Genomic DNA, 22,798 nt, shown 5'->3' on the forward strand with positions numbered 1-22,798 from the left:
CCGCCACGTGCACCGGGAACCCTATGCCGCTTCCCCTATTCTGCATCTCGGCTTGCGACGAAAGTTTTGTAGGCGTGCCCTACCGGGTAAGGTGAACTATGTTACGCTATGTATCTGCATGTTTCGTTTGCCACGGAGGGCATCGCAGTCATGTCGCGCATTCCTGACAGCGTCACCGCAAACCAGTTACGCCAAGCCATTGGCGGTCCGCCCTTCGGCCCGTCCGATGCACTGATCGATTACTTGGCACAGCATGTCTGCCAAGCCTTCTTCCGCACCTGTCGTGTCGTTCCCCAGGCGCTGGGCCGGTCGGAGGATGGCGGCCCCTGCGCCAGCAAGGGGGTCAGCACCGGCCAACCCCACCGCCCCGGCGATTACCGCCATGTCGCCGACTTCCTGGATGCACTCGCCGAAGGTCGAATCAGCGAAGATGGCAATCCTGCCAACTTTCGTCTGCGTACCATTCGCGATCAATTGGGCTTCCCTCTGGCGATGGCCGAGCATGTCGCCGCCCAGTTTCAGATCGACCCCAAGCGCATCGTGGAAAAACTGGCCAGCGACCCCTGCTTGTACGACTGGTGGTGCGACGTAGCCGACGAATGCGAACGGATCATCGGGGCCATACCGTTGTCGGCGTTGCTGTTCAAACACTCGGCACGCGCCCGAGCGACAATGCATCGGGAAGTGCAAGAAAAGGCAGCCGATGCCTCGGCCACCCCTCCACCGGCACATCAGCCTCACGACGCTCGCCGTAGCGGCAGCCTTGCCTCCTATAAGATGCAGGAAAACCGAATCAACGGCTTGTGCCGGCGTATCTGGATGCAGTTCCAGGGACAGGTACTTACTCCGGAGAGTGGCATGGGGCTTCGCCAGGCATTGGCTGCAATCAAGCAGGAACACGGCGCCAAGGTGACACGCTCGGTCGTCGTACGCTTGCGCACGCAATACGATCCGACCTCGCAATGGTGCACCCGCGCTCTTTGGAAACAGGTTTTCGAGGCCCATATTCCCCTGGATACCGGAACCCAGTAACCCCGTTACCGACCACCCAGGGTGGGCTGGGCATAAGTGTGAACATCGTTGTTCCGGCCACCCGGCAAACGTTGTGCTTGCCGGGTGGGCGCTAACCACCTTGCCCATCTACCAACGAATGGCGCCAAGCGACGTCACGAAAACCAAGACAAGGCTTCAAGGGACTCTATAACAATATAAGTTATGTATATTTAACCGCGATGTACTTTGAAGCCTTCAGACACCCAAGCGATAAGTATTAATACAACTCTTTTTACCCTTCCTTCTCCAGCCAAGCTCCACAGCAGCAGCCCTGCCACGAAAAAAGCCTTTTATTTCAACAAAATAATAACAAACATACGAATAATGCGGACCCTCGCTTGTGTATTGTTACGCCTGCAAGTCCGTTAGCTTTTATTAACCAATGAAAAAAAATGAAACCGCTTACCGTTTATCCTTGCGTATTCGCATAAGCAAACCTACGTTTCTCAATAACGGCGCTGATTAACGGCCCCAATATATTGGCTTAGCCAAGACGGGAAGTGAAAGGCATCACCGTTGAGCGTAATAGAAGGAATTGTTACGTACCTATTGATGGACGAAGGAGGTGTTAGTCATGGCAGAACATCGTGGTGGTTCTGGTAACTTTGCCGAAGACCGCAAGAAGGCTTCCGAAGCTGGTCAGAAAGGTGGTCAGCACAGCGGTGGCAACTTCGCCAATGACCCCCAGAAGGCGTCCGAAGCTGGCCAGAAAGGTGGTCACAACAGCGGCGGCAATTTTGCCAACGATCCGGAACGTGCCTCCGAAGCTGGCCACAAAGGCGGCCAGAACAGCGGTGGCAACTTCAAGAACGATCCCGAGCGCGCTTCTGAAGCCGGCCATAAAGGTGGCCAGAATAGCGGCGGCAACTTCGCCAACGACCCGGAACGTGCCTCTGAAGCCGGTCACAAAGGTGGCCAGAACAGTGGCGGCAACTTTGCCAACGATCCGGAAAAAGCCTCTGAAGCCGGCCAAAAAGGCGGTCAGCATAGTGGCGGCAACTTCGCCAATGACCCGAAGAAGGCCTCGGAAGCCGGTAAGAAGGGAGGCCAGCACAGCGGCGGTGGCAATCGCTAAGATGCACTGATTCGCTGACTCAAGGATGAGTGAACCAGGAAAACGGAATTTCCCTGGCACCGCCAACAGGTACGCCCTGTTGGCGGTTTATTTTGTCGGGTCGGAAACCAAGTGCAAGTGAGGGCCACGCCAAGTGGCGTCATAGGATCTACGTTCGTGCCTTGTACTAGTCGGCGATTGCAATGCCTACGTCGCGGCAGGTCTTTTCGAACTCGGTTTCACTGATCAAGCGATCGCCGTCCTGGTGCAATGCCAGGACACGCTGCGTCTTGTCCACTACGCCCACCTGTTGCAGGCAGGACGTCAGGGCTTCTACAGCGGTATGCCCTTCGCATTGCGACACCAATGCGCCGCCATGCTCGGCCTGGGCGCTGTAGCTTCCGGCATCATGCTCCAGGCGAATGGTCAACGAGTCGCTCTGTCGACCTTCATTCTGGACCTCTAAAAAGAAACGCTGCAGGTCAGCCATGGCATGATTCCTTTCCTATGTGCAAGCGCGACCGCTGTGAGCGGCCGCGTCGCATTCACTTGCGTAAATCGGGATTCAGCGTATAAGTGCCCGTTACCGTAGCCTGGTCGAGTATGTGGCCTTCCATCGCCTTGCGCGCGTCCTCTCCGGTGAACTCGCCAGCCAAACCCAGCGACTCGATGTCCAGTGCATATACGGTAAAATGATAATGATGCACTTGTTCATCGTTCCACGGCGGACAGGGACCATCGTAGCCACCGTAGGTCCCGCCCATGTCGGGGTCGCCGGCCAGGAAATCGGTAAAGGTATTGATACCCCGCAACCCGATCGAGGTCTGCCCCGGCGCCTTGCCTTTGGGCGTGACGCCATCGGAATCCTCGCCTTCGCCGATTGCCCGGGTTTCGCCGGGGATATCCACCACGACCCAGTGGTAGAAATCGACGCGGGCCATACTGGGTGGCAACGTCTTGCCTTCCTGGTTCACGTCGCTGGGATCGCCAGGCACATCCGGATCGACCACGAGTACGGCAAAGCTTCGAGTGTTATCGGGTACCTCCGACCAGGTCAGTGCCGGGTTGCGGTTGGCCCCCAGCGTCATCGGTTCACCTTCACCGGGCACACCGAAGGCGAACGTCTCGGGGATAGGCTGCTGGTCTTCGATGCCCTGAACGGTTAGCTTCATCGTTTTCTCCTATGTCGATGGATGACATCGGATTCAGACTAGCTTACGACAGCGGATGTCAGCCAGGCATGAAGCAGGCTAACGTAAGCAGTAAATGCCGTCCCCCCCGAACCCAGTTAATTGTAAGCGCAGGCTATTTTGAGGTTTGTCATGAGCGTCACCCCATCTACGCAAACTCCCACACCCGCTGAACTTGGCTTCTTCATGCCGGCCGAGTTCGCTCCGCACGATGCCTGCTGGATGCTTTGGCCGCAACGACCCGACAATTGGCGTTACGGTGGCAAACCGGCTCAGGCCGCCTTCGTGGCGGTGGCCAAGGCCATCGCCGAGAGCGAGACGGTCTTCGTCGGCGTCAACGACGACCAATACGAGAATGCTCGTCACCAACTGCCCGAGCATGTGCGTGTGATAGAGCTGTCGAGCAATGATGCCTGGATGCGTGACGTCGGGCCCACTTTCCTGACCCATCCGGACGGCCGCCTGGCAATGGTCGATTGGGAGTTCAATGCCTGGGGCGGCCTCAACGGCGGGCTCTATTTCCCCTGGGACAAGGATCGGCGCATTCGCCTGAAAATCGCTGAAATGCTGGGCGTCCAGCGCTTCTTCACGCCGCTGGTCCTGGAAGGCGGCTCGATCCATGTAGATGGCGAAGGCACCTTGATCACCACCGAAGAGTGCCTGCTCAATCCCAACCGCAACCCGAACATGACCAAGGCCGACCTGGAAAAACTCCTCGGCGACTTTCTGGGCGTAACCAAGGTGATTTGGTTACCGCGTGGTTGCTACCTCGACGAGACCGACGGCCATATCGATAACCTATGCTGCTTCGTCGCTCCTGGCGAGGTGGCCCTGACCTGGACCGATGACGAAAGCGATCCGCAGCACGCCATTTCCCGCGAGGCGCTGGAGATCCTCGAGGCGACCAGCGATGCCCAGGGACGTCGGCTCACCGTACACAAACTGCCGATGCCGGGCCCGCTGACCATTGCCGAGGCCGAGGCCAGCGGCGTCGACCGGCTGAGCAGCTCGCGTCCGCGCCAGCCCGGCGACCGCATGGCCGGCTCTTACGTCAACTTCTATATTGGCAATACGGTCGTGGTCATGCCATGTCTCGATCCGACGCACGACGACGAAGCCAAAGCCATTCTGGAAGGTCTCTTCCCCGGGCGCCGGGTGATCGGCGTCGATGCGCGGGAAATTCTGCTCGGCGGAGGCAACATCCACTGCATCACGCAGCAACAACCGCGGACATGAAACACCCCGCTTCGCTTGGCTGATACCCCGCCACTCTTCTAAGGTATGAAATGCTTCATATCAACCTCAGGGAAGGAGGAAGTCATGCAAGCGTTGCGACAAGGCGTGGTGCTCGCGATATTGGGTCTGGGCCTTACCGCCTGCGGGACAACGACCACCGAGCGAGCCACCAGCGGTGCCGGCATAGGGGCGGCTGTGGGGGCAGGAACGGCTGCGGTCACCGATACCGGCCTGCTGACCGGCACGGCCATCGGGGCCGCCGTTGGTGCAGCAGGTGGGGCGCTGACCGAAGAAGATACGGTCAATCTCAACGAACTGTCGCTCACCGATTAAACCCGCCTCAGCGACAGACATTGATGCTGCGCATGCCGAGATGGAAGTGGTCGGCATGCGCGGCGTTGTATCCGGGGCCGAGTACGGTACCGAACAGGCCGCAGGCGCCCTCTTGGGCCTGATGCAGAAACTCGCCAGCCTTCCCTTCGTCGTCCCAGCCGCGCAGCAGTTCTATGCGCTGTCCGCTTTCCAGCCGGAAGGCCGCGACATCCAGCGCGTCCGCAGTGGCATGTTCGCTGCGTCGGGCATTGGGCCGATGATAGATATTGCGGCAGGCGAAGCTGCCGTAGTGCTCCACACCCGCCACCGATTGCCCGAACATGTCGCGGGCCAGTGGCTGTAACCGGTGCCGTTCGTAGAGCACCCAGGCTACGGCCAGCGGACAGCTGGCCACGAAACTGCGATTGAAAGTGACATCGGTTCGCTGTATCCGTACCACGTTATCCAGCGGGCAACCTTCGACGGGCGTATGAGGCACCAGTGGCGTGTAGACCAACGACTCTTCCGGCGTCGTCTGTAGCGCAGCGAGACAGGCCTCCGGATCGCCTTCCAGGCGCTGCAGCTTCCACTGCGTGACTGGCGTGATCGGGTCGGCAACCTGCAACGGCTGCCAGGGATTCCATTCCCGCGGGATTGCCCACCACTGCTTTTCGAAACCGATACCCACCACGATCAGCGCCAGGCCAATCACTTCGCGTGCATGGATCTTCATGGCATTCCCGCTCCGTGGGTTCAGGCAGAGCGTAGCGCGTCATGGCGGTGGAAAAAATGAGGCCATCAACTCCACACGAGAATTAGTTAGCGTATTACCAATTAGCCCTTTCCCCCCGGTGAGCTTAGAATCGGCAGGTTCCTTCTTACCGGGAGTTTTCATGGCCAGCGATTCACCGCCCCGCTCCGACACGACGTCACAGGCACGGCGCATTCCCCTCGCCTTCTACTCTTTCCTGCTGTCGCGCCTGGCCGCGGTGTTCGCCATGCAGATTCAGGCGGTGGTCGTGGCCTGGCAGGTCTACGACATCACCCGCGACCCGCTGTCGCTGGCCTATGTCGGTCTTGCCCAGTTTCTGCCCATGGTCGTGCTGCTGTTACCGGCGGGAGATCTGGTCGACCGCTTCAACCGCAAGCACATCCTCGCCATCAGTTGGGCCATGCAGGCGCTGTGCAGCGCCCTGTTGCTGTGGCTGTCGTATACGGGCTCCAACGATGTGAGCGGCTTCTATGCCGTACTCGCCCTGTTCGGCTGCGCGCGCGCCTTCACCGGACCAACGCTGCAGAGCCTGCTGCCGCAGATCGTGCCACGCGACCAGCTCTCCCGCGCCATCGCCCTGAACAGCTCGATCATGAAGATTGCGGTCATCGGTGGCCCTCTGCTCGGCGGTATTCTCTATGCCTACGGCGGCAGCCTGACCTACGCCGTGTGCCTGGGCTGCTTTCTGCTCGGCCTGTTACTGCTGGCCACGGTCCCGGTGCGCTTCCGCAAGGAAGCCCGTCCGCAGGAAGCCACGGCCTGGAAGCGCTTCACGGCGGGTATCGCCTACATACGCAACAAGCCCATCATCCTCGGCGCCATCTCGCTGGACCTGTTCGCCGTCCTGCTGGGTGGCGTGATCGCCCTGCTGCCGATCTATGCCCAGGAGATCCTGCATGTCGGCCCCGAAGGGTTGGGTGCACTGCGTAGCGCCATCGCCATCGGCGCACTGCTGATGGGCATCTATCTGGGCGTACGCGAACTCAAGCGCAACGTGGGGTGGATCATGTTCGTGGCGGTGGCGATCTTCGGTCTCGCCAATCTGGTCTTTGCGCTGTCGACGGTGTTCTGGGTGTCGTGGCTGGCCCTGCTGGTGGCCGGGGCCGCCGACATGATCAGCGTCAACGTACGCATCACCCTGATCCAGCTCGCCACGCCCGACGAGATGCGCGGCCGTGTCAATGCCGTCAACATGCTATTCATCGGCTCGAGCAACGAACTCGGCGAATTCCGTGCCGGCACCAGCGCCGCCTGGTTCGGTGCCGTACCGGCAGCGGTAATTGGTGGGGTCGGCACCCTCGCCGTGGTCGGGCTGTGGATGCGTCTGTTCCCGTCGCTGCGTCAGGTGAGTCGTTTCGAGGACGCGACCCAGGAATTGCCGGCTCGGGAAGCCACGGCTTGAAAAGAGCTAACCTGCCAGCTCGCTCTCCTCGCGCAGCATCGCCGTGGCTACTTCTCCGACTCGCCGTACCGCCATGGCAATTTCCGCAGTGAGCGGCGCAGCATAGTTCAAACGCAGGCAATGACGGTACTTGCCGGAGGCCGAGAACAGCGAGCCTGGGGCGATGCGCACCCCGGCTTCGGCCAGTCGCTCGTTGAGGCGCACGCAGTCGATGGCCTCCGGGAGTTCCAGCCATAGCAAGAAGCCCCCTTGTGGGTAGCTAATGCCGGTACCCTCGGGAAAATGCTGCCCGACCCAGCCAAGCAGGATGTCACGGTGACGCTGATACTGGTGCACCATCTCGCGAACATGACGTTCGTAGTGCCCCTTGGCAACGAATTCCGCCACCGCCAGTTGCGGTAGGGTCGCCGAGGCGCCGGTGGATACGTACTTCATGTGCAGTGCCTGGTCGCGGTAGCGCCCTGGAGCCATCCAACCGACCCGCAGCCCCGGCATCAGCGTCTTTGAAAAAGCACTGCACAACAGCACCCGGCCATCATCGTCGAAGGATTTGAGCGTGCGCGGACGCGGTGTAGCGAAGGACAAATCGCCATAGATGTCATCCTCGACGATGGCTACATCGAAGCGTTGAGCCAGGCGCACCAGGGCACGCTTCTTGGCTTCCGGCATGGTGTAGCCCAGCGGATTGTTGCAGGTCGGGGTGACTTGAATAGCGCGGACGGGCCACTGCTCGAGCGCCAGTTCCAGCGCTTCGAGGCTGATCCCGGTACTGGGGTCGGTGGGTATCTCGAGCGCCTTGAGGCCGTTGGCCTTTAAAATCTGCATGGTACCGTAGAAGCTCGGCGAGTCGACGGCGACCACGTCGCCGGGCGAGGTCAACGTGCGTAGTGCTATGGCCAAGGCTTCCTGACAACCGGTCGTGATCAGTACATCATCGGGATGCAGCAGGCATCCCGAGTGAGTCGCCAGCTTGGCGATCTGCTGACGCAATTCGAGACTACCGATCAGCGAATCATAGGTGGCCGACAAGGCATCGCCGCGCCGATGCAGTCCGGCCAGCATGCGCTGTAGGGGCTTGAGCGTGGAGGCATCCAGATCGGGGATGCCCCTCCCCAGCATCAGTACGTCGTGATCGCGATTCATGCCCACCAGTTCCAGCACCTGATCCCACTGCGAGACGTCCAGCGGGCGCTGGGCCGGGCGAGTCATTGCCGGCAACTGGGCGGGAACCTGACGGGCCAGGACAAAATAACCGGATTTGGGGCGCGCCTCGACCAGCATCGCATCTTCGAGTCGTCGGTAGGCTTCCTGAGCGGTGGATACGCTAATGACATGCTCGCGACAGAGTGCGCGAATCGACGGCAGGCGATCGCCGACACGATAGACGCCGTGCTCGATACGTTGGCGCAGGAGGGCCGCGACTTCCTGATACCGGGTCATGACAGAATCTCTTTTTTTACTTCCGACAATACAGTGACGCTGGCAAACGTCGATACAGAGCGACATAGTGCTAGATCTGTATCCTTTATTGAACATTATTCTGCATCTGTATGGATTTCCGTGCCAGCCGTAGCCTGTAATGACTCAATCACAGGAGACGACTCATGCGCCTAGCTAGACTTTCCCGGTTCATGGCCCGGTTCGGCCTCTATCGTCAACGTCACTATTCCCGTCGCTGCCTGCTTACCTTGGACGACCGCCTGCTCAAGGATATTGGACTATCACGGACCGATGCTCTGCGTGAAGGCAGCAAACCATTCTGGAAGGATTGAAATGGATACGAGAGGAACGACCATGTCTGACGCTAGCAATGACTACTATCTACTCGATGTCTTTACCGAGCATGCCTTTGCGGGTAACCCGCTAGCGGTTTTTCCCTTTGCCGCTCACTGGGACTCGCGCCGAATGCAGGCCATCGCCAATGAACTCAATCTCTCGGAAACCGTATTCGTAGGCGAAATGGCCGGTGCCAACCGCTTTCCCATACGTATATTCACGCCAACTGCCGAGCTACCTTTTGCCGGCCATCCTACGGTGGGTACGGCTCACCTGCTGGCTCACCTTGCGTTGGTACGGCGTGATCAGCCTCTCGTCCTCAAGGCGGGAGTTGGCCCTCTCGAAGTCGGTTTCGATGGCTCCTTGGCACGCTTTACGACAGCACAACCGGTCGCGATCTCTGAAAGTTCTCTGAACAGGACCCGTGCCGCCGCATTGCTAGGTCTGCCGGAATCCGCTGTTATCGGCAACCCAGTGCTGGCCTCCTGCGGATTGCCTTTTCATCTTGTCGAGCTTAGTTCACTGGATGACTTGGCCAGAGCCATACCGAACCCTAGTGACTGGTCTCGTTGGGTGACGCCCAGTGGACAGGAAGCCCTCTATATGTATGTTGCCCAACCCACCACCACGCCGGGCGGCACGCTGCGCAGCCGTATGTTTTCAATGGAAAACAGCCTGCGAGAAGACGCCGCGACAGGCAGCGCGGCCGCTGCATTAGTAGGTGCCCTGACGGCTGGAAAGTCCTGGAGTGGACGCTGGCAATGGTGCATTGAGCAGGGGGTGGAAATGGGACGCCCCAGCCGAATTCATGGCGAAGTCGAACGGAACAGCGACGCCATTACAGCGATTCGTATCGCAGGTGAAGCGGTCTTGGTCGGCAAGGGGACGATATTCCTTTGAGCCCTCAGGCACCGGGCCCGCACTCGGTACACTGGTCGACCATCGCCGGCTCGAGCAGTAGCTTGGCGCTAAGATCACGTAGGGCTGTCCTTACGCCTTCTTCAAGGGTGGGATGATAGAACGGCATATCGAGCATCTCACGCACGGTCATGCGCTGTTGGCAGGCCCAGGCCAGCAGGTGACCGAGATGCTCGGCCTGAGGCGCGACGAGCTCAGCGCCCAGGAACAGGCCGGTGCCATACTCGCCATACAGATGCAGCCAGCCGCGATTCTGGCGCATCACCTTGGCCCGCCCCTGGTCCGCGAAATTCAGCTCGCCGATGGCGTAATCCTGGCCGAAGACATGGGTCTTCTCGATCTCGGTGCGCGTGCGTCCCACGCTGGCAATCTGCGGTTCGCTGAAAACGATAGTCAAGGGGACGCGTCGATAGCCGGCCCGCAGATCGGGAAAGCGCCCGGCGTTGTCTCCGCCGATGCGTCCCTCGTCGGTGGCCTCGTGCAGCAGCGGTTCGGCATGATCGGCATCCCCTACGATGAAGATGTGACTTGCCTTGCCCTGCACGTCGTAACATTGCAGGGTATGCCGGTCGTAAATGGGCGTACCCTTGTCGTTGGTCTCGATGCCTACCTTATCCAGCCCCAGTTCGGCCAGGTTGGGACGCCGCCCGGTGGCCGCCAGAAGATAGTCGAAGCGTTCGGTCAACCGTTCGCCGCTGTCGCGTTCGGTGAATGTCACGCTGACCCCATCGTCACCGCCTTGGACGTCGTGGGTTTCCGCTTCCGGATCGAGATAGAACTCTTCGTTGAACAGGCGCACGGCCGCGGAACGCAGCTGTTCGTTCTGCAGGCCACCCACCCCACCGCTGCGCCCGAACATGCGCACGCGCACATCGAGACGCGCCAAAGCCTGGCCCAGCTCCAAGCCGATGATGCCGGGCCCAAACACGGCAACCGACTCCGGCAATGCCTCCAGGTCGAACAGCGTGTCGCTGGTCAGGATGCGCTCGCCGGCGGCCCGTAGCGGCTCGGGAATGTGCGGCGATGAGCCGGTGGCGATGATGGCACGTGAGAAACGCACCCGGGTCTGATCGGCGACGGTCAGGGTATAAGCGTCCTCGAAGCGGGCCCGACCGCGCAACTTGTCCCCGGCGGGAAAGCCGTCGATCGAGTCGAGGATCGTGGCAACGAAAGCGTCGCGCTCGTCGCGTACCCGCTGCATCACGGCATGCCGGTCGATGGTGATGCGACTGTCGATGCGCGCGCCGAACGGCTCGACGTGCCGGGCATCGTGCACGGCATTGGCCGCGGCGATAAGCAGCTTGCTCGGCATGCAGCCGGTACGTGCGCAGGTCGTACCGTAATCGTCCCCTTCGATGAGAAGCACCGAGGGGGTATGTTTCTTGGCGGCACGGTAAGCGCTGAGACCGGCACTGCCCGCACCAATGATGACAACGTCGACGTTGCGCTCCTGCATCGGATCTCTCCCTGTCGGCCACTACTTACCGTAGCAGTTCGCAAGCGCTTTCATCCAAGTCCGATATCGTCGATCGGGTGAGCTAGCCGACGATCAAGTTAATGATCAACGCCGCGCAGCCCACCACCAGTGCGGTGAGCACGGCAATATCGAGCAGGCGGTTGAGCCAGCGATCGGCAGGGGCCGCATGGCGCCGGGTCGCCCCCCGCCGATGCCGACTCGAGGATTTGATGGATGATCGCATGACGGCGCTCCGCGCTTTCCTCCGCTAAATCCCTATTATGCGTCAGCCCATGCGTTTATCACCATCTCGGTCATGTGTTGATACGCCGATTGACCACATTGGGCGCACGACGATAGCGGTCCTCATCCGCCAGTGACTCGGCCTCGAAAGCATCCGCCCCGACCGGCGTCTCGCCATGGCGACGATAGAGCGAGGTCAGCATCGCCTTGCGATCGGCACGCAGTTCGTTGATCAGCACGAACATCATGCCGAAGATGATGAACGTGAACGGCAACGCCGAAAGCACCGCGGCCGATTGCAGGCCTTTTAGCCCCCCCGCGATGATCAGCGTCAGGCAGATGGCCGCGATCAACAACCCCCAGGCGATGCGCTTGAACAACGGTGGGTTGATCGAGCCGCCATCGGTCATCTGCGCCACGATGTAGGTCGCCGAGTCCGCCGAGGTGACCAGGAAGATGAAGATCAGCAATAGCCCGACGATCGACAGCACGTTGGAGAACGGCATCAGTTCGAACATCCGAAACAGCGCCACGGTGATGTTCTCGTCGGTGGCCTGGGCCAGGCCCACGTCCTGTGTCATCTCCATGTTGATCGCCGCGCCACCGAACACCCCGATCCACAGGCAGGCCAGCAAGGGCGGTACGATCAACACACCGAACACGTATTCCTTGATGGTGCGCCCGCGCGAGACGCGGGCCACGAAGGTTCCCACGAACGGCGACCAGGCGATGACCCAGGCCCAGTAGAAGATCGTCCAGTCGTTGGCCCAGGTGTTTTCGCTGTAAGGAGAGACACGCAGGCTCATGCCGATGAAATTCTGCAGATAGTCGCCGATGCCCAGCGTGATGGTTTCCAGGATCGCCAGGGTCGGCCCGGTGAACAAGACGTAGAGCATCAGCGCGAAGCACAATGTCAGGTTGATGTTGGACAGACGCTTGATACCCTTGTCGAGGCCCGACCAGGTCGACGCCATGTAGCAGACGAACATCGCTCCCATGATGGCGAACTTCCAGAACACGTTCTGCTCGACCCCGAACACGGCATTCAGGCCGCCATTGATCTGCAGCACGGCCAGGCCGATCGAGGTGGCCACCCCCATGACCGTGGCGACCACGGCAAAGATGTCCAGCGCGGGCGCATAGCGGCGCGACTTCGGATACTTGGCGGTGACCGGCGCCAGCACCGAGGAGACCAGGCCGGCCTGCCCCTTGCGGAACTGGAAGTAGGCAATGATCAACCCCACCATCGAGAAGGCGGCCCACTGATGCACGCCCCAGTTGAAGAAGCTGTATTGGATGGCATAGCGCGCCGATGCAGCGGTTTCCGGCTCCACGTCGCCATACGGGGGATGCAGGTAATGGGTCATCGGTTCGGCCATACCGTAGAACACCAGCCCGACCCCGAAACCGGCCGCCAGCAACATGGCCACCCACGAGAAAAAAGAGTACGAGGGAGAGCTATCCTGTGGTCCCAGGCGGATCTTGCCGTACTTGCTGAACGCCAGGACGAACAGAAACAGCACGAACCCGAACACCGAGAACAGGTAGAACCAGCCGAAATAGCGCCCGATGGTGCTCAAGGCAGCATCCGCTGCATCGCCAAATTGCTGCGGAAACGCAGCGCCCACAGCAACCAGCGCAAGAATGATGCATGCCGAAATGGTAAAAACACGGTGCCGTCCGAGGTTGGCCATAGAAAGATATCCTTCGTCCTTGTGTCGCTTCCAGCGAACGTATCATCTACTTTCACTTCATATTGGTTCGTACTTCTACTGTTAGCATGCGAGCTTTACAAACGTTAGGCAAATCCTGGGCAATACGGATACATTTTCCTTCATGCCGTTACCTTCCTTCACCTCGCTGACCTCGACCACGGCCTGGCTGAACAAGCTTTCCGAGTCGCGCAATGCGTACTGGCTGTTGTTCGTAGCCTCGATGATGGAAACCCTGATCGTCCCGATTCCCATCGAGGTGATTCTGATTCCGTGGATGCTGTGCCACCCCGAGAAGAAATGGCGCATCGCTGCCGTGGCCCTGGCCGGCAACCTCGCAGCTGCGTCGATCGGTTATTGGCTTGGCAATCTGGTCATGGATCAGTGGGGCGATACACTCATCCAGCTGTTCGGCGGCCAGGCGGCGTACTCCGATTTCCAGACCCGGTTCAATCGGGATGGCTTCATGGCCATCGCCGCCATCGCCGTGGTTCCGGTCCCCTTCCAGATCGCCATGCTGGTCGCCGGCGTTAGCGATTATCCGTTCCCTTTGTTCGTTCTTGCGGCAGTCATGGCACGCAGCATTCGCTATTTCGGGCTGGCGATCCTGGTGCAGATTTTTGGCAATGCGGCGATGCGGGTCTGGAATCGACACTCGAAACCGGTCGGCATCGGGCTGGTGGTGGTCTTCTTCGTGTGGGTAGGTTGGCAGTTCAAAGGCTCTTTACCTATCTAGTGGCTTGCAATTCTTCCAGGCCGGCCCAACCTGGAGATAGTTATTAAGGACGCTAACGAAGCGCTCCACGCATTCTCAGGGAGGCCCCATGAGCCGACTATCTGCAGTCCCCCTTTCCGTACTCGATCTGGCCCCGATTCGCCAGGGCGGCGACGTCTCCGATACCTTCACCGAAACCGTCGAGCTTGCCCGGCATGTCGAGACGCTGGGTTTTCAGCGCTACTGGCTGGCCGAGCATCACAACATCGACGGCATCGCCAGCGCCGCCACTGCGGTGCTGATCGGGCATGTCGCCGGGGCGACGCAGCGCATTCGCGTCGGCGCCGGTGGCATCATGCTCCCCAACCATCCACCGCTGGTGATTGCCGAACAGTTCGGCACCTTGGAGACGCTCTATCCCGGGCGCATCGACCTGGGCCTGGGCCGTGCGCCGGGCTCCGACGGCGTGACCATGGCGGCGATGCGCCGCGATCCACGTTCCGGCGTCAACGACTTTCCCGATCAGCTCGACGAGTTGCGCCGCTACCTGGGCGACCCAGCGCCCAACCAGCGTGTGCGCGCCATGCCCGGCCAGGGGACTCACGTTCCGATCTGGCTACTCGGTTCGAGCGGTTACAGCGCCCAGCTCGCCGCACGCCTGGGCCTGCCCTTCGCTTTTGCCGCCCAGTTCGCGCCCGGCTATCTGTTCGAGGCGCTGCGCCTGTATCGCGACCAGTTCCGTCCCTCCGCGGTATTGGACAAGCCCTACGCCATGGTCGGCATGCCGTTGATCGCCGCCGACAGCGACGAGCAGGCGCGTTTTCTGGCGACCACCGCCCAGCAGAAATTCCTCAACCTGATTCGCGGTCGCAGCACGCGCGCCCTGCCCCCGGTCGAGCAGCTCGACTGGTCGCCGCAGGAACAGGCCATGGTCAACCAGAATCTCGGCGCGGCGGTGATCGGTGGGCCGCAGACCGTGCGCGACGGCCTGGAGCGCTTCCTCGAACAGACCGGCGCCGACGAGCTGATGGTCGCTACCGATGTCTATACGCAGGCCGACCGGCTGCGCTCCTTCGAGATCCTCGCCGACGTCTGGAAGGGGTAGGAGCGATACACTAACGCAGGGCTTGCGGTCGGCTCGCTGAGCGGCGCAGGATACGGTTTCGCTAATATTTCACAGGCGGGTCGCATGACTTTTTCCCGTTCCAGCGATGCGAGACTGGATCGCGCCGGTACTCTGGACGGCATGCGGCGCATGGCGCCGTTGTGCCTGTTTGTGGTTGCCTTTGGCCTGGCCTTCGGTGTCGCTGCCGTACAACGCGGGCTGAGCGAGCTCGAAACCCTGCTGATGAGCGCCCTGGTGTTCGCCGGGGCGTCACAGTTTGCGGCCCTCGAGCTGTGGGGGCCGGAAATTCCCCTGGTCGCGTTGATCGCCTCGACATTCGCCATCAATGCCCGTCACCTGCTGATGGGCGCGTCCCTCTACCCTTGGCTGCGCGGCCTGTCGCCACGTCAGCGCTATCTTTCCGTGGGCCTGATGAGCGATTCCAACTGGGCCATGGCGGCGGACGACTATCGGCGCGGGGTGAGTAACGTCGGGATGCTGGTGGGTGGCGGGTTGGCGCTATGGCTGGCGTGGCTGCTCGGCACGTTGCTCGGCGTGCTGTTCGGTAGCGGGATCACCGAGCCCGAGCGCTACGGGCTCGACGTGATCATGGGCTGCTTTCTGCTATCGATGCTGGTCGGCGGTGTGCGCAGCCTGACCATGCTCATCCCCTGGAGCGTGGCTGCCATGGCGGCCCTCGCCGCCATGTACTGGCTGCCGCCCCATTCGCATGTCATCGTCGGGGCTCTGGCGGGTGGCCTAGCCGGCCTGTGGCTGCCTACCGACCGGGAGCGGCACGAGGAGCCGACGACATGAGCCTGGCAACCAGTCCGGGCGGCGCGCTGCTGGCAATCCTGATCATGGCGCTGGTGACCTACCTCACCCGCAGCGGCGGCGTGCTGGTCATGTCACGCATTCCGATCGGCCCACGTGTCGAGCGTTTCATCAATGCCATGTCCGGCTCGGTACTGGTCGCCGTCATCACGCCGATGGCGGTTGCCGGCGACTGGGGCGCACGCCTGGCCTTGCTGGCCACACTCGTAGTGATGCTGGCGACCCGCAAGCCGCTGTTCGCCATCGGCGCCGGCATTCTCTGCGCGGCGCTATGGCGTTTCCTGGTGCCCTGATCAGCGCAGGCGTTCGATCACACGCTCACCTCAAGCGCATGGCTTCTATAGATGTCCCGTTAATAGTTGCTGGTTTCAGTATGGGTGCGATTGTCCTTACGGTAGATATCGGCCAGTGGATGCCTTTGCAGGCTGGGTAATGCTAGACCATCGGCGCCGAACAAGTGGGCGCGACTGGAGGCGAATCCGAAGCGGGCCTTATCCCGGACTTGATGAGCGGTGTTGCCATCGGTCAGAGCAATAACCTCCGTCTCTTCCATTTGTACGTAGAGCGCGGTCGAGCCTCCCAGGCGTTCGATGACCTGAACCACCCCTACCAGCGGGCCTTGGTCGTCGAGCACCAAATGCTCGGGACGTATACCGAGCACTAGGTTCTTGCCGACATCGAGGTGGTTGCTGCCCACCGGCACGTTACAGACCCCACCGCCGGGCAGCCTGACGGTAACCCCCTCGCCACGCCGATCGACGACTTCCACCGTCATGAAGTTCATTTTCGGCGAGCCGATGAAGCCGGCCACGAAGCGGTTGCGCGGATGATGGTAGAGCTCCATCGGTGAGCCGATCTGCTCGACCACACCGCCCTGCAGCACGACGATCTTGTCGGCCATGGTCATGGCCTCGATCTGGTCGTGGGTAACATAGATCATCGTCGCGTCGAGCTCGTCGTGCAGCCGCGCCAGCTCGATACGCATCTGTACGCGCAGTGCCGCATCCAGGTTCGACAGCGGCTCGTCGAACAGGAAGATGCTCGGGTTGCGCACGATCGCCCGGCCGATCGCCACGCGCTGGCGCTGGCCACCCGAAAGGGCTTTGGGCTTGCGGTCGAGCAATGGCTCAAGCTGTAGAGTACGCGCAGCCTCGAGGACCTTCTGGCGACGCTCCTCCTTGGATACGCCAGCAAGCTTGAGGCTGAAGCCCATGTTGTCCTCGACGGTCATGTGCGGGTAGAGCGCGTAGCTCTGAAATACCATGGCCAGGCCGCGCTCGGCGGGCCCGACATCGTTGATGCGCTGGCCGTCGATGAGAATATCGCCATCCGAAGTGCTTTCCAGACCGGCGATCATGCGTAGCAGGGTCGACTTGCCGCAGCCCGAGGGGCCGACGAAGACGACGAATTCGCGGTCCTTGACCTCAAGGTCGACGCCCTTGATCACCTGGGTGCCACCGAAGTCCTTGACGATGTTGTTGAGCTGTAAGGTTGCCATGTCGGGTTCCTGGTGATTCGGTGTGGACGGTTATTCGAACGGCTGTTACCAGAGCGTGTAGCCGCCATCCACCACGACGATGGAGCCGGTCATGAAGCTCGAGGCGTTGCTGGCCATGTAGACGATGGTGGGGCCGAGTTCTTCAGGAGTAGCGGCACGCTGCATGGGTGCGTCGTCGATCCAGCGCGGCTTGAATCTGGGATCGTCGACCGGCGCCATGCTGGTCTTGACGTAGCCGGGGGCCAGCGCGTTGACACGGATGCCGTAGGGCGCCCATTCGGCGGCCAGCGACTTGGTCAACTGGTGCACGGCGGCCTTGGAGGCGTTGTAGGCGGGCTGCATCTGCGGGCGATTGACGATCATCGCTGAGATCGAGCCGATGTTGATGATCACCCCGCCGCGCGACTGCATGCGCCGACCGGCGGCCTGGGCGCAGTACCACAGTCCGTGAACGTTGATGTCGAAGATGTCGCGCCAGCGCTCGGGGGTGACCTCCAGCGCCGGCGCGTGCTGGCAGGCACCGGCGTTGTTGAGGAAAATGTCGACCGGGCCGAGGGTGGCCTCAACCTCGTCGAGCAGAACGTCCGCCGCCTCGGGTTGGGTAATGTCGATCTCCACCGCCATGGCGCGGTGCCCGGCATCCTGCAGAGCCTTGACCACTGCCAGGCTGCGCTCATGCCCGCGGGCGGCAATGGCGACCGCCGCGCCGGCCTCGGCCAGCGCATGGGCGAACGCCTCGCCGAGCCCGCCGTTGCCGCCGGTGACGACGGCGACTTTGCCGCTCAGGTCGAACTGCGACATCACGTTCATGGTTGTCTCCCTGTCCGTTGTAGAAGCGTTGTCGTGGGATCGGTCATTTCACGGCGCCCAGGGTCAGCCCCTGGACCAGCCAGCGCTTGACCAGCAGCCCGGCGATCGCCATCGGGCAGACCACGATAGTGCCGATCGCCAGCAGCTTGCCCCAGTCGATGCCGGTCTGGGTCAACAGCTGCGCCGCAGCGATGGGGATGGTCTGCGTGCTGGGCCCGGAAAATGTCTGGGCGAAGGCGTAGTCGTTCCAGGCGAAGATGAAGCACAGGATGGCGGTGGTCACCAGCCCGGGGGTCATCAGTGGCAGCACCACGTAGCGGAACGCCTGAAGCTTGGTGGCACCATCGATCATCGCCGCTTCTTCGAGATCGGGAGGCAGGTCGTCGAAGAATGCCGTCATCAGCCAGATGGCGAACGGCAGGTTGAAACTCAGGTAGGCGACGATCAGGCCGGCGTGGGTATCGAGCAGGTAGAGGTAGCGGAACAGCAAATACAGCGGCACGATCACCGCGGCGATCGGCGCCATGCGGGTGCTGATGATCCAGAACGCCAGATGCTGCTTGCCCTTGATGCGGATCCGCGACAGCCCGAAACCGGCCATGCAGCCGAGCACCACGGCGATCAGCGTCGAGACCCCGGCGATGAACAAGCTGTTGAGCAGGTAGGGCCAGAGGCTGTTGCCACCGCTGAACAGCGAGGCGTAGTGCTCCAGGGTCGGAGTGAAGAAGATCCGTGGCGTATCGGCGGTGATGATGTTGTTCGGCTTGAACGAGGATAGCACCATCCAGACGACCGGTATCAGCGTCCATAGCAGCAGCAGCGTCAGCAGGGCGATCTTGAACGTGAGGGGAAGCCAGCGCTTGGAGGCGGTCATGAGGCCTTCTCCTGGCGTTTGAGCAGTTTCGTGAACGCCGTGGCGACCATGATCGAGAACACCAGCATGGTAATGCCCACGGCAGCGGCATAGCCCAGGTCGAAGAACCGGAAGGCGATGTCGTAGAGCCGGATGGGGATGATCTTGGTGGAGTCCGCGGGCCCGCCGTTGGTGGTGATGAAGATGATCGCGAAGAAACGGATCGCATCCATGGCACGGATCAGCAGCGCCACCAGCAGGATGTTGGAGATCGACGGCAGGATGATGTAGAGCAGCTTCTGGCCGTACCTCGCGCCGTCCATCTCGGCCGCCTCGAGAACGTCCTCCGGCACCGAGGTGAGCCCCGCAAGGACGATCAGCGCGACCAGCGGCGTCCATTCCCAGACGTCCATGAGGATGACCGCGACCATCGCGGAGCCGACGCTGCCCAGGATATTGCCGTCGAACAGCCCGCTTTCATTGAGCATCCAGGCATACAGGCCATGGCTGGGGTCGAGCATGAAACGTCCCAGCAGCCCGACGATCACCGGGGCGATGAACATCGGGATCAACAGCAGCGAGATGATGATGTTGCTGCCCCGCGTCAGGCTGTAGACCAGCAGCGCCATCACCGTGCCGATGACCATCTCCAGGCCTACTGTGGCCAGGAAGTAGACCAGGCTGATCAGCCAGCTGGAACGGATGTCCGGGTCCGTGAACACCCGCTGCCAGTTATCTAGGCCCGAGAACTCGAAGGCCAGCCCGCCCATCAGGCTGACGTCGTTGAAGCTCATCCAGATGATCGAGAAGAACGGGACCAGCGTGATCAGGGCGAGCAGGAAAAGCGCTGGCGACATCATCGCCAGCTCGAATCCCTGTCGCCGCGACGAAGGTTTTCCGGTCATCAGCGCCATGCGTCACGCCCCCACGATGCGATCGATGCGCTGCTTGGCGCTCTGCATGGTTTCCTCGGGGGACATTTGACCCGCCAGCATCTTGGAGAGCTCGGTGAAGATTACCGTGTCGACCTCGTTCCACTGGGCGATCTTGGGCCTCAGACCGATGTGATCGTCCTGCCAGGCGACCAGCATGGTGTCCGCCGTGAGCATGTTGGGCATGTCGGTGGGCGGGGTGCTGGCGGCCTTGACCTCGGGCATGTCGTAGACCGACTGGCGCGTCGGGGTGCCGCCGCCGACCTCGCTCTTCAGCCCCATCAACTGGGTCTGTGGCGAGGTCGCCCAGACCAGGAACAGCCATGCCGCTTTCTGCTTCTCGGGCGAGGCGTTGGCGTTGATGCCGATACCCGTGCCGCCCCACAGGTTGGAACTGCGCACCGGGCCCTTGGGCAGCGGGGCGTAGCCGATCTTGCCCTGCAGGTCCGAGCTCTCCAGTGATCCGGCGAACTCGTGCCACTCGGGCATCATCGCGAACTCGCCGTTCTGGAAGGCGTTGGCGACGCCGGTCCAGTCCCAGCTGGTGCTGCCGGGGTGGGCGATCTTTAGCAGCTTCTGGTAGAAGCGCGCAGCTTCCAGCGCAGCCTCGCTGGTCAGCTGACAGGCGCCGGGGGAATCGGTGCCGAGCAGGCCGATCTGCTGGCCATCGGCGAAATAGTCACCGCCATAGGCGAACAGCACATTGGAGAAGTCGCACATCAGCGAGTCGTACTGCTGGGCCTGATGGCCGGTACCGTACTTGACCTCGCTGGCGTTGCCGTTACTGAACCACTCGGCGATCCGGTAGTACTGCTCCCAGGTGGTACTGTCCGAGGGCATCGGATCGAAGCCGAGATCCTGCTGCATCTGGTCGCGGTATTTCTCGAACAGATCGCGGCGGTAGATCCAAATCATCGTTGGGCAATCGTAAGGCAGGGTATACAGGCTTTCCCTGTCTTCGAAGCGGCCGGCGGCGGCCAGCTGCGAGGGGATGAAATCCTCGATGCCCTTGGGCACGACCGGCTGCTGGTCGTCGTTGATGAACGTATTTAGATCCACCAGGCCGCGATGGTACGGTGCGAGCACCTGGTAGGGGTCGGCATAGATCACGTCGAAGGAGCTGCGCCCGGCGCCGAAGTCCAGCGCGACCTTCTGCACTAGGGCTCCTAGCTGCATTTCGGTGATGTTGACAGTGATGCCGGTGAGTTCCTGGAACGACGCCAGGTTGGCGGCGATCGCCGTCGTCGGCGGGGTGTTCTCGGAAATGAATTGGATGGTGGTGCCGCTGGCCTGCTTCCAGGCCTCGTCGCTGGCCATGCCCTGAGCCAGGACCGTGCGCAGCGAGCCCGCGCCCATCAGCGACAGGCCGGCGAGCCCACCCATTCCCTTCAATATGTCGCGACGCTTGAACTGGGTCATTGTTGTTCACCTCTCATGAGTTCAGGTCCAGTGTGTTCTGGGCTGACGGGGTCAGGCATCAAGCGTGATCTGCAGCTTGACGTCATTGGGTCGTGCGCTCGCGGCGCGCTCGAACGCATCGATGCTCTGGTCGAAATCGAAGGTCTCGCTGATCAACGGCTTGAGGTCTACCTTGCCCGAGGCGATCAGGTCGATCGCCCGGTCGTAGACGTTGGCGTAGCGGAACACCGTCTCGATGCGCAGTTCCTTGGCCTGCGCCGAGACGATGTCGAAGGTGACTGGCTCGACGGGCATACCGACCAGCACGATCGCGCCGGCTGGCCGGGCACAGGCCAGCACGTCGTCGTAGACCCGGGGGCTGCCGCTGGCCTCGAACACCACGTCGGCGCCCCAGCCTTGGCCGCAACGCTTGTCGACGGCTGCCCGCAGCGATTCCCGCGAGACGTTGATTGGGGTGATACCATCGTAGCGTCCAGCGATCGCCAGTTTCTCCTCGACCAAATCGGAGACCAGCACCTCGCTGGCGCCACCCGCCAGTGCCGCCAAGGCGACCATCAGGCCGATCGGCCCGGCGCCGGTGACGACGCAGACATCGCCCGGTTGCATACGCGCCTTGACCACCGCCTGCATGCCGATCGCGAACGGCTCGATCATCGCCCCCTCGGCGAAGGACACCGAATCGGGAAGCGCAAAGGTAAACGTCGCCGGGTGGATGACCTCGTGGGTCAGGCAGCCGTGCACCGGCGGCGTGGCCCAGAAGCGGACGCTGGGGTCGACGTTGTAGACACCCAGCTTGGCGGCGCGCGAGGTGGGGTCAGGGATGCCTGGCTCCATGCATACCCGCTCGCCCACCCGCAGGTGGCTGACGTTCTGGCCGACTTCGGTGACCACGCCGGACGCTTCATGACCGAGGACCATCGGCTCTTGTACGACGAAGGGGCCGATCCGGCCGTGGGTATAGTAGTGCACGTCACTGCCGCATATGCCGACAGTGTGTACGCGGACACGAACGTCGTCCGGGCCGAGCTGGTCCGGAAGGTCGATCTCGCGTAACGACAGCTCGCGTTTCTTCTCCAGTACCAGGGCTTTGGCTTTCATGGCGCTCTTCTCAAGTCGTATTGAAAATAGACAAGACTGGCCTCGATCCACTGAGGTCTGCTCGCAGCGGTCTAGGTAATGAAGCTACGCGTCACACTGAAAAAACGGCTAGGCTATATTTTTCTCGATAGTGATACTTTTTTGCAGCCTTCGCTTGAACATCTGGTAATTGGCTGTTTTAAATGGTTATTTACAGCCATTGGGACGCCGACCCTACGCAGGAAAAAGTGCGAGTATTGACCAAAGTATAAAAGGACACCGGTCCGCTTTATTTCAAGATAGGAGAAGTCGCGAATACTCGAATGATGGGTGTCGTGTCGTGGCTGACGCAGCGCCGATAGATAAGCCGGCCTGATCAGCACACAGCAAGTGCTGAAGTCTTACATGAAGGCATAGCTGAAAGAGGCACT

At 61.3% G+C, this 22,798-nt stretch carries 23 protein-coding genes and 3 pseudogenes; 13 read left to right on the forward strand and 13 right to left on the reverse strand.

The annotated features are described in order from the left end of the window. Positions 1 to 150 precede the first annotated feature (150 nt). The 4 genes and pseudogenes from MHM84_RS15755 to MHM84_RS21490 form a co-directional block, all read left to right on the forward strand. On the forward strand, positions 151 to 1,032 hold the full coding sequence (locus tag MHM84_RS15755) for a hypothetical protein (protein WP_239267312.1): 882 nt from the start codon (positions 151 to 153) through the stop codon (positions 1,030 to 1,032). Positions 1,033 to 1,627: 595 nt separating this feature from the next. Beyond that, positions 1,628 to 1,786 (forward strand): annotated as a pseudogene (locus MHM84_RS15760) (general stress protein); the annotation flags it as partial. Positions 1,787 to 1,791: 5 nt separating this feature from the next. Further along, positions 1,792 to 1,977 (forward strand): annotated as a pseudogene (locus MHM84_RS21590) (general stress protein); the annotation flags it as partial. 12 nt (positions 1,978 to 1,989) lie between these two features. Further along, positions 1,990 to 2,128, forward strand: a pseudogene (locus MHM84_RS21490) (general stress protein); the annotation flags it as partial. 166 nt (positions 2,129 to 2,294) lie between these two features. Here the strand turns inward: MHM84_RS21490 and MHM84_RS15780 are convergent. Together MHM84_RS15780 and MHM84_RS15785 are read right to left on the reverse strand one after the other, a co-directional pair. Beyond that, positions 2,295 to 2,597: a hypothetical protein gene (locus tag MHM84_RS15780; protein ID WP_239267313.1), complete on the reverse strand. Its 303-nt coding sequence runs from the start codon at positions 2,595 to 2,597 to the stop codon at positions 2,295 to 2,297. Positions 2,598 to 2,652: 55 nt separating this feature from the next. Beyond that, positions 2,653 to 3,279 (reverse strand): YbhB/YbcL family Raf kinase inhibitor-like protein, encoded by a 627-nt coding sequence (locus tag MHM84_RS15785; RefSeq protein ID WP_239267314.1) that lies wholly within the window; start codon positions 3,277 to 3,279, stop codon positions 2,653 to 2,655. Positions 3,280 to 3,429: 150 nt separating this feature from the next. Here MHM84_RS15785 and aguA point away from each other — a divergent pair, with 150 nt between their 5' ends. Together aguA and MHM84_RS15795 are read left to right on the forward strand one after the other, a co-directional pair. Continuing rightward, positions 3,430 to 4,533, forward strand: coding sequence for an agmatine deiminase (aguA, locus tag MHM84_RS15790; protein WP_239267315.1), 1,104 nt, complete (start codon positions 3,430 to 3,432; stop codon positions 4,531 to 4,533). 84 nt (positions 4,534 to 4,617) lie between these two features. Next, positions 4,618 to 4,866 carry a hypothetical protein gene (locus MHM84_RS15795; RefSeq protein ID WP_239267316.1) on the forward strand — a complete coding sequence of 83 codons (249 nt, stop codon included), beginning with the start codon at positions 4,618 to 4,620 and terminating at the stop codon, positions 4,864 to 4,866. 7 nt (positions 4,867 to 4,873) lie between these two features. Here MHM84_RS15795 and MHM84_RS15800 read toward each other — a convergent pair whose 3' ends face one another. After that, positions 4,874 to 5,578, reverse strand: a complete 705-nt coding sequence (locus MHM84_RS15800) for an extensin family protein (protein WP_239267317.1) — start codon at positions 5,576 to 5,578, stop codon at positions 4,874 to 4,876. A gap of 160 nt (positions 5,579 to 5,738) precedes the next feature. Between MHM84_RS15800 and MHM84_RS15805 the strand changes: the two genes are divergently transcribed. Then, the gene (locus MHM84_RS15805) at positions 5,739 to 7,019 is read left to right on the forward strand and encodes an MFS transporter (RefSeq protein WP_239267318.1); all 1,281 of its coding nucleotides are present in this window, start codon (positions 5,739 to 5,741) and stop codon (positions 7,017 to 7,019) included. 6 nt (positions 7,020 to 7,025) lie between these two features. Here the strand turns inward: MHM84_RS15805 and MHM84_RS15810 are convergent, their stop codons facing one another. Beyond that, positions 7,026 to 8,459 (reverse strand): PLP-dependent aminotransferase family protein, encoded by a 1,434-nt coding sequence (locus MHM84_RS15810; protein WP_239267319.1) that lies wholly within the window; start codon positions 8,457 to 8,459, stop codon positions 7,026 to 7,028. Positions 8,460 to 8,623: 164 nt separating this feature from the next. Here MHM84_RS15810 and MHM84_RS15815 point away from each other — a divergent pair, with 164 nt between their 5' ends. Next, positions 8,624 to 8,791 carry a DUF1127 domain-containing protein gene (locus tag MHM84_RS15815; protein WP_239267320.1) on the forward strand — a complete coding sequence of 56 codons (168 nt, stop codon included), beginning with the start codon at positions 8,624 to 8,626 and terminating at the stop codon, positions 8,789 to 8,791. A gap of 22 nt (positions 8,792 to 8,813) precedes the next feature. Further along, positions 8,814 to 9,695 carry a PhzF family phenazine biosynthesis protein gene (locus tag MHM84_RS15820; protein WP_239267321.1) on the forward strand — a complete coding sequence of 294 codons (882 nt, stop codon included), beginning with the start codon at positions 8,814 to 8,816 and terminating at the stop codon, positions 9,693 to 9,695. A 4-nt stretch (positions 9,696 to 9,699) separates the two neighbouring features. Here MHM84_RS15820 and MHM84_RS15825 read toward each other — a convergent pair whose 3' ends face one another. The 3 genes from MHM84_RS15825 to MHM84_RS15835 form a co-directional block, all read right to left on the reverse strand. Further along, complete coding sequence (locus MHM84_RS15825; RefSeq protein WP_239267322.1) at positions 9,700 to 11,169, reverse strand: dihydrolipoyl dehydrogenase; 1,470 nt, start codon at positions 11,167 to 11,169, stop codon at positions 9,700 to 9,702. A gap of 82 nt (positions 11,170 to 11,251) precedes the next feature. Beyond that, positions 11,252 to 11,413 carry a hypothetical protein gene (locus MHM84_RS15830; protein WP_239267323.1) on the reverse strand — a complete coding sequence of 54 codons (162 nt, stop codon included), beginning with the start codon at positions 11,411 to 11,413 and terminating at the stop codon, positions 11,252 to 11,254. Between the two features lie 70 nt (positions 11,414 to 11,483). Beyond that, the gene (locus MHM84_RS15835) at positions 11,484 to 13,106 is read right to left on the reverse strand and encodes a BCCT family transporter (RefSeq protein ID WP_239267324.1); all 1,623 of its coding nucleotides are present in this window, start codon (positions 13,104 to 13,106) and stop codon (positions 11,484 to 11,486) included. Positions 13,107 to 13,248: 142 nt separating this feature from the next. On the opposite strand from MHM84_RS15835, the gene MHM84_RS15840 reads away from it, so the two are divergent. The 4 genes from MHM84_RS15840 to MHM84_RS15855 all read left to right on the forward strand — a co-directional run bounded on the left by MHM84_RS15840 (position 13,249) and on the right by MHM84_RS15855 (position 16,071). Next, on the forward strand, positions 13,249 to 13,860 hold the full coding sequence (locus MHM84_RS15840; RefSeq protein ID WP_239267325.1) for a VTT domain-containing protein: 612 nt from the start codon (positions 13,249 to 13,251) through the stop codon (positions 13,858 to 13,860). An 88-nt stretch (positions 13,861 to 13,948) separates the two neighbouring features. After that, a complete protein-coding gene (locus MHM84_RS15845) occupies positions 13,949 to 14,944 on the forward strand; it encodes an LLM class flavin-dependent oxidoreductase (protein ID WP_239267326.1) in 996 nt (331 codons plus the stop codon). Between the two features lie 84 nt (positions 14,945 to 15,028). Further along, complete coding sequence (locus tag MHM84_RS15850) at positions 15,029 to 15,760, forward strand: AzlC family ABC transporter permease (protein WP_239267327.1); 732 nt, start codon at positions 15,029 to 15,031, stop codon at positions 15,758 to 15,760. Beyond that, positions 15,757 to 16,071 (forward strand): AzlD domain-containing protein, encoded by a 315-nt coding sequence (locus tag MHM84_RS15855; RefSeq protein WP_239267328.1) that lies wholly within the window; start codon positions 15,757 to 15,759, stop codon positions 16,069 to 16,071. Before MHM84_RS15850 ends, MHM84_RS15855 begins: the two co-directional genes overlap by 4 nt. Before the next feature lie 59 nt (positions 16,072 to 16,130). Here the strand turns inward: MHM84_RS15855 and ugpC are convergent, their stop codons facing one another. From ugpC to MHM84_RS15885, 6 genes are read right to left on the reverse strand one after another with little or no spacing between them, the layout of a single operon-like run. After that, entirely contained in the window at positions 16,131 to 17,276 is a 1,146-nt protein-coding gene (gene ugpC, locus MHM84_RS15860; protein ID WP_239267329.1) for a sn-glycerol-3-phosphate ABC transporter ATP-binding protein UgpC, read from the reverse strand. 45 nt (positions 17,277 to 17,321) lie between these two features. Beyond that, positions 17,322 to 18,086, reverse strand: a complete 765-nt coding sequence (locus tag MHM84_RS15865) for an SDR family oxidoreductase (RefSeq protein WP_239267330.1) — start codon at positions 18,084 to 18,086, stop codon at positions 17,322 to 17,324. A 43-nt stretch (positions 18,087 to 18,129) separates the two neighbouring features. After that, on the reverse strand, positions 18,130 to 18,960 hold the full coding sequence (locus tag MHM84_RS15870; RefSeq protein ID WP_239267331.1) for a carbohydrate ABC transporter permease: 831 nt from the start codon (positions 18,958 to 18,960) through the stop codon (positions 18,130 to 18,132). After that, positions 18,957 to 19,853: a sugar ABC transporter permease gene (locus tag MHM84_RS15875; RefSeq protein ID WP_239267332.1), complete on the reverse strand. Its 897-nt coding sequence runs from the start codon at positions 19,851 to 19,853 to the stop codon at positions 18,957 to 18,959. The genes MHM84_RS15870 and MHM84_RS15875 overlap by 4 nt, the downstream gene beginning before the upstream one ends. A 3-nt stretch (positions 19,854 to 19,856) precedes the next feature. Then, entirely contained in the window at positions 19,857 to 21,290 is a 1,434-nt protein-coding gene (locus MHM84_RS15880; RefSeq protein WP_239267333.1) for a sugar ABC transporter substrate-binding protein, read from the reverse strand. Between the two features lie 51 nt (positions 21,291 to 21,341). After that, on the reverse strand, positions 21,342 to 22,388 hold the full coding sequence (locus tag MHM84_RS15885; RefSeq protein WP_239267334.1) for an NAD(P)-dependent alcohol dehydrogenase: 1,047 nt from the start codon (positions 22,386 to 22,388) through the stop codon (positions 21,342 to 21,344). Between the last annotated feature and the right edge of the window lie 410 nt (positions 22,389 to 22,798).

The organism is Halomonas sp. McH1-25 (assembly GCF_022348165.1).
Classification (GTDB): Bacteria; Pseudomonadota; Gammaproteobacteria; order Pseudomonadales; family Halomonadaceae; genus Modicisalibacter.

Excerpts from the sequence above, each read along its gene's own strand:
- MHM84_RS15885 (WP_239267334.1), bottom strand. The coding sequence starts at position 22,388 with ATGAAAGCCAAAGCCCTGGTACTGGAGAAGAAACGCGAGCTGTCGTTA.
- MHM84_RS15795 (WP_239267316.1), top strand. The coding sequence starts at position 4,618 with ATGCAAGCGTTGCGACAAGGCGTGGTGCTCGCGATATTGGGTCTGGGC.
- MHM84_RS15865 (WP_239267330.1), bottom strand. The coding sequence starts at position 18,086 with ATGAACGTGATGTCGCAGTTCGACCTGAGCGGCAAAGTCGCCGTCGTC.
- MHM84_RS15850 (WP_239267327.1), top strand. The coding sequence starts at position 15,029 with ATGACTTTTTCCCGTTCCAGCGATGCGAGACTGGATCGCGCCGGTACT.
- MHM84_RS15805 (WP_239267318.1), top strand. The coding sequence starts at position 5,739 with ATGGCCAGCGATTCACCGCCCCGCTCCGACACGACGTCACAGGCACGG.
- MHM84_RS15845 (WP_239267326.1), top strand. The coding sequence starts at position 13,949 with ATGAGCCGACTATCTGCAGTCCCCCTTTCCGTACTCGATCTGGCCCCG.
- MHM84_RS15785 (WP_239267314.1), bottom strand. The coding sequence starts at position 3,279 with ATGAAGCTAACCGTTCAGGGCATCGAAGACCAGCAGCCTATCCCCGAG.
- MHM84_RS15755 (WP_239267312.1), top strand. The coding sequence starts at position 151 with ATGTCGCGCATTCCTGACAGCGTCACCGCAAACCAGTTACGCCAAGCC.
- MHM84_RS15875 (WP_239267332.1), bottom strand. The coding sequence starts at position 19,853 with ATGGCGCTGATGACCGGAAAACCTTCGTCGCGGCGACAGGGATTCGAG.
- MHM84_RS15840 (WP_239267325.1), top strand. The coding sequence starts at position 13,249 with ATGCCGTTACCTTCCTTCACCTCGCTGACCTCGACCACGGCCTGGCTG.
- MHM84_RS15835 (WP_239267324.1), bottom strand. The coding sequence starts at position 13,106 with ATGGCCAACCTCGGACGGCACCGTGTTTTTACCATTTCGGCATGCATC.
- MHM84_RS15800 (WP_239267317.1), bottom strand. The coding sequence starts at position 5,578 with ATGAAGATCCATGCACGCGAAGTGATTGGCCTGGCGCTGATCGTGGTG.
- MHM84_RS15820 (WP_239267321.1), top strand. The coding sequence starts at position 8,814 with ATGTCTGACGCTAGCAATGACTACTATCTACTCGATGTCTTTACCGAG.
- MHM84_RS15880 (WP_239267333.1), bottom strand. The coding sequence starts at position 21,290 with ATGACCCAGTTCAAGCGTCGCGACATATTGAAGGGAATGGGTGGGCTC.
- MHM84_RS15870 (WP_239267331.1), bottom strand. The coding sequence starts at position 18,960 with ATGACCGCCTCCAAGCGCTGGCTTCCCCTCACGTTCAAGATCGCCCTG.
- MHM84_RS15830 (WP_239267323.1), bottom strand. The coding sequence starts at position 11,413 with ATGCGATCATCCATCAAATCCTCGAGTCGGCATCGGCGGGGGGCGACC.
- MHM84_RS15780 (WP_239267313.1), bottom strand. The coding sequence starts at position 2,597 with ATGGCTGACCTGCAGCGTTTCTTTTTAGAGGTCCAGAATGAAGGTCGA.
- MHM84_RS15815 (WP_239267320.1), top strand. The coding sequence starts at position 8,624 with ATGCGCCTAGCTAGACTTTCCCGGTTCATGGCCCGGTTCGGCCTCTAT.
- aguA (WP_239267315.1), top strand. The coding sequence starts at position 3,430 with ATGAGCGTCACCCCATCTACGCAAACTCCCACACCCGCTGAACTTGGC.
- MHM84_RS15825 (WP_239267322.1), bottom strand. The coding sequence starts at position 11,169 with ATGCAGGAGCGCAACGTCGACGTTGTCATCATTGGTGCGGGCAGTGCC.
- MHM84_RS15855 (WP_239267328.1), top strand. The coding sequence starts at position 15,757 with ATGAGCCTGGCAACCAGTCCGGGCGGCGCGCTGCTGGCAATCCTGATC.
- ugpC (WP_239267329.1), bottom strand. The coding sequence starts at position 17,276 with ATGGCAACCTTACAGCTCAACAACATCGTCAAGGACTTCGGTGGCACC.
- MHM84_RS15810 (WP_239267319.1), bottom strand. The coding sequence starts at position 8,459 with ATGACCCGGTATCAGGAAGTCGCGGCCCTCCTGCGCCAACGTATCGAG.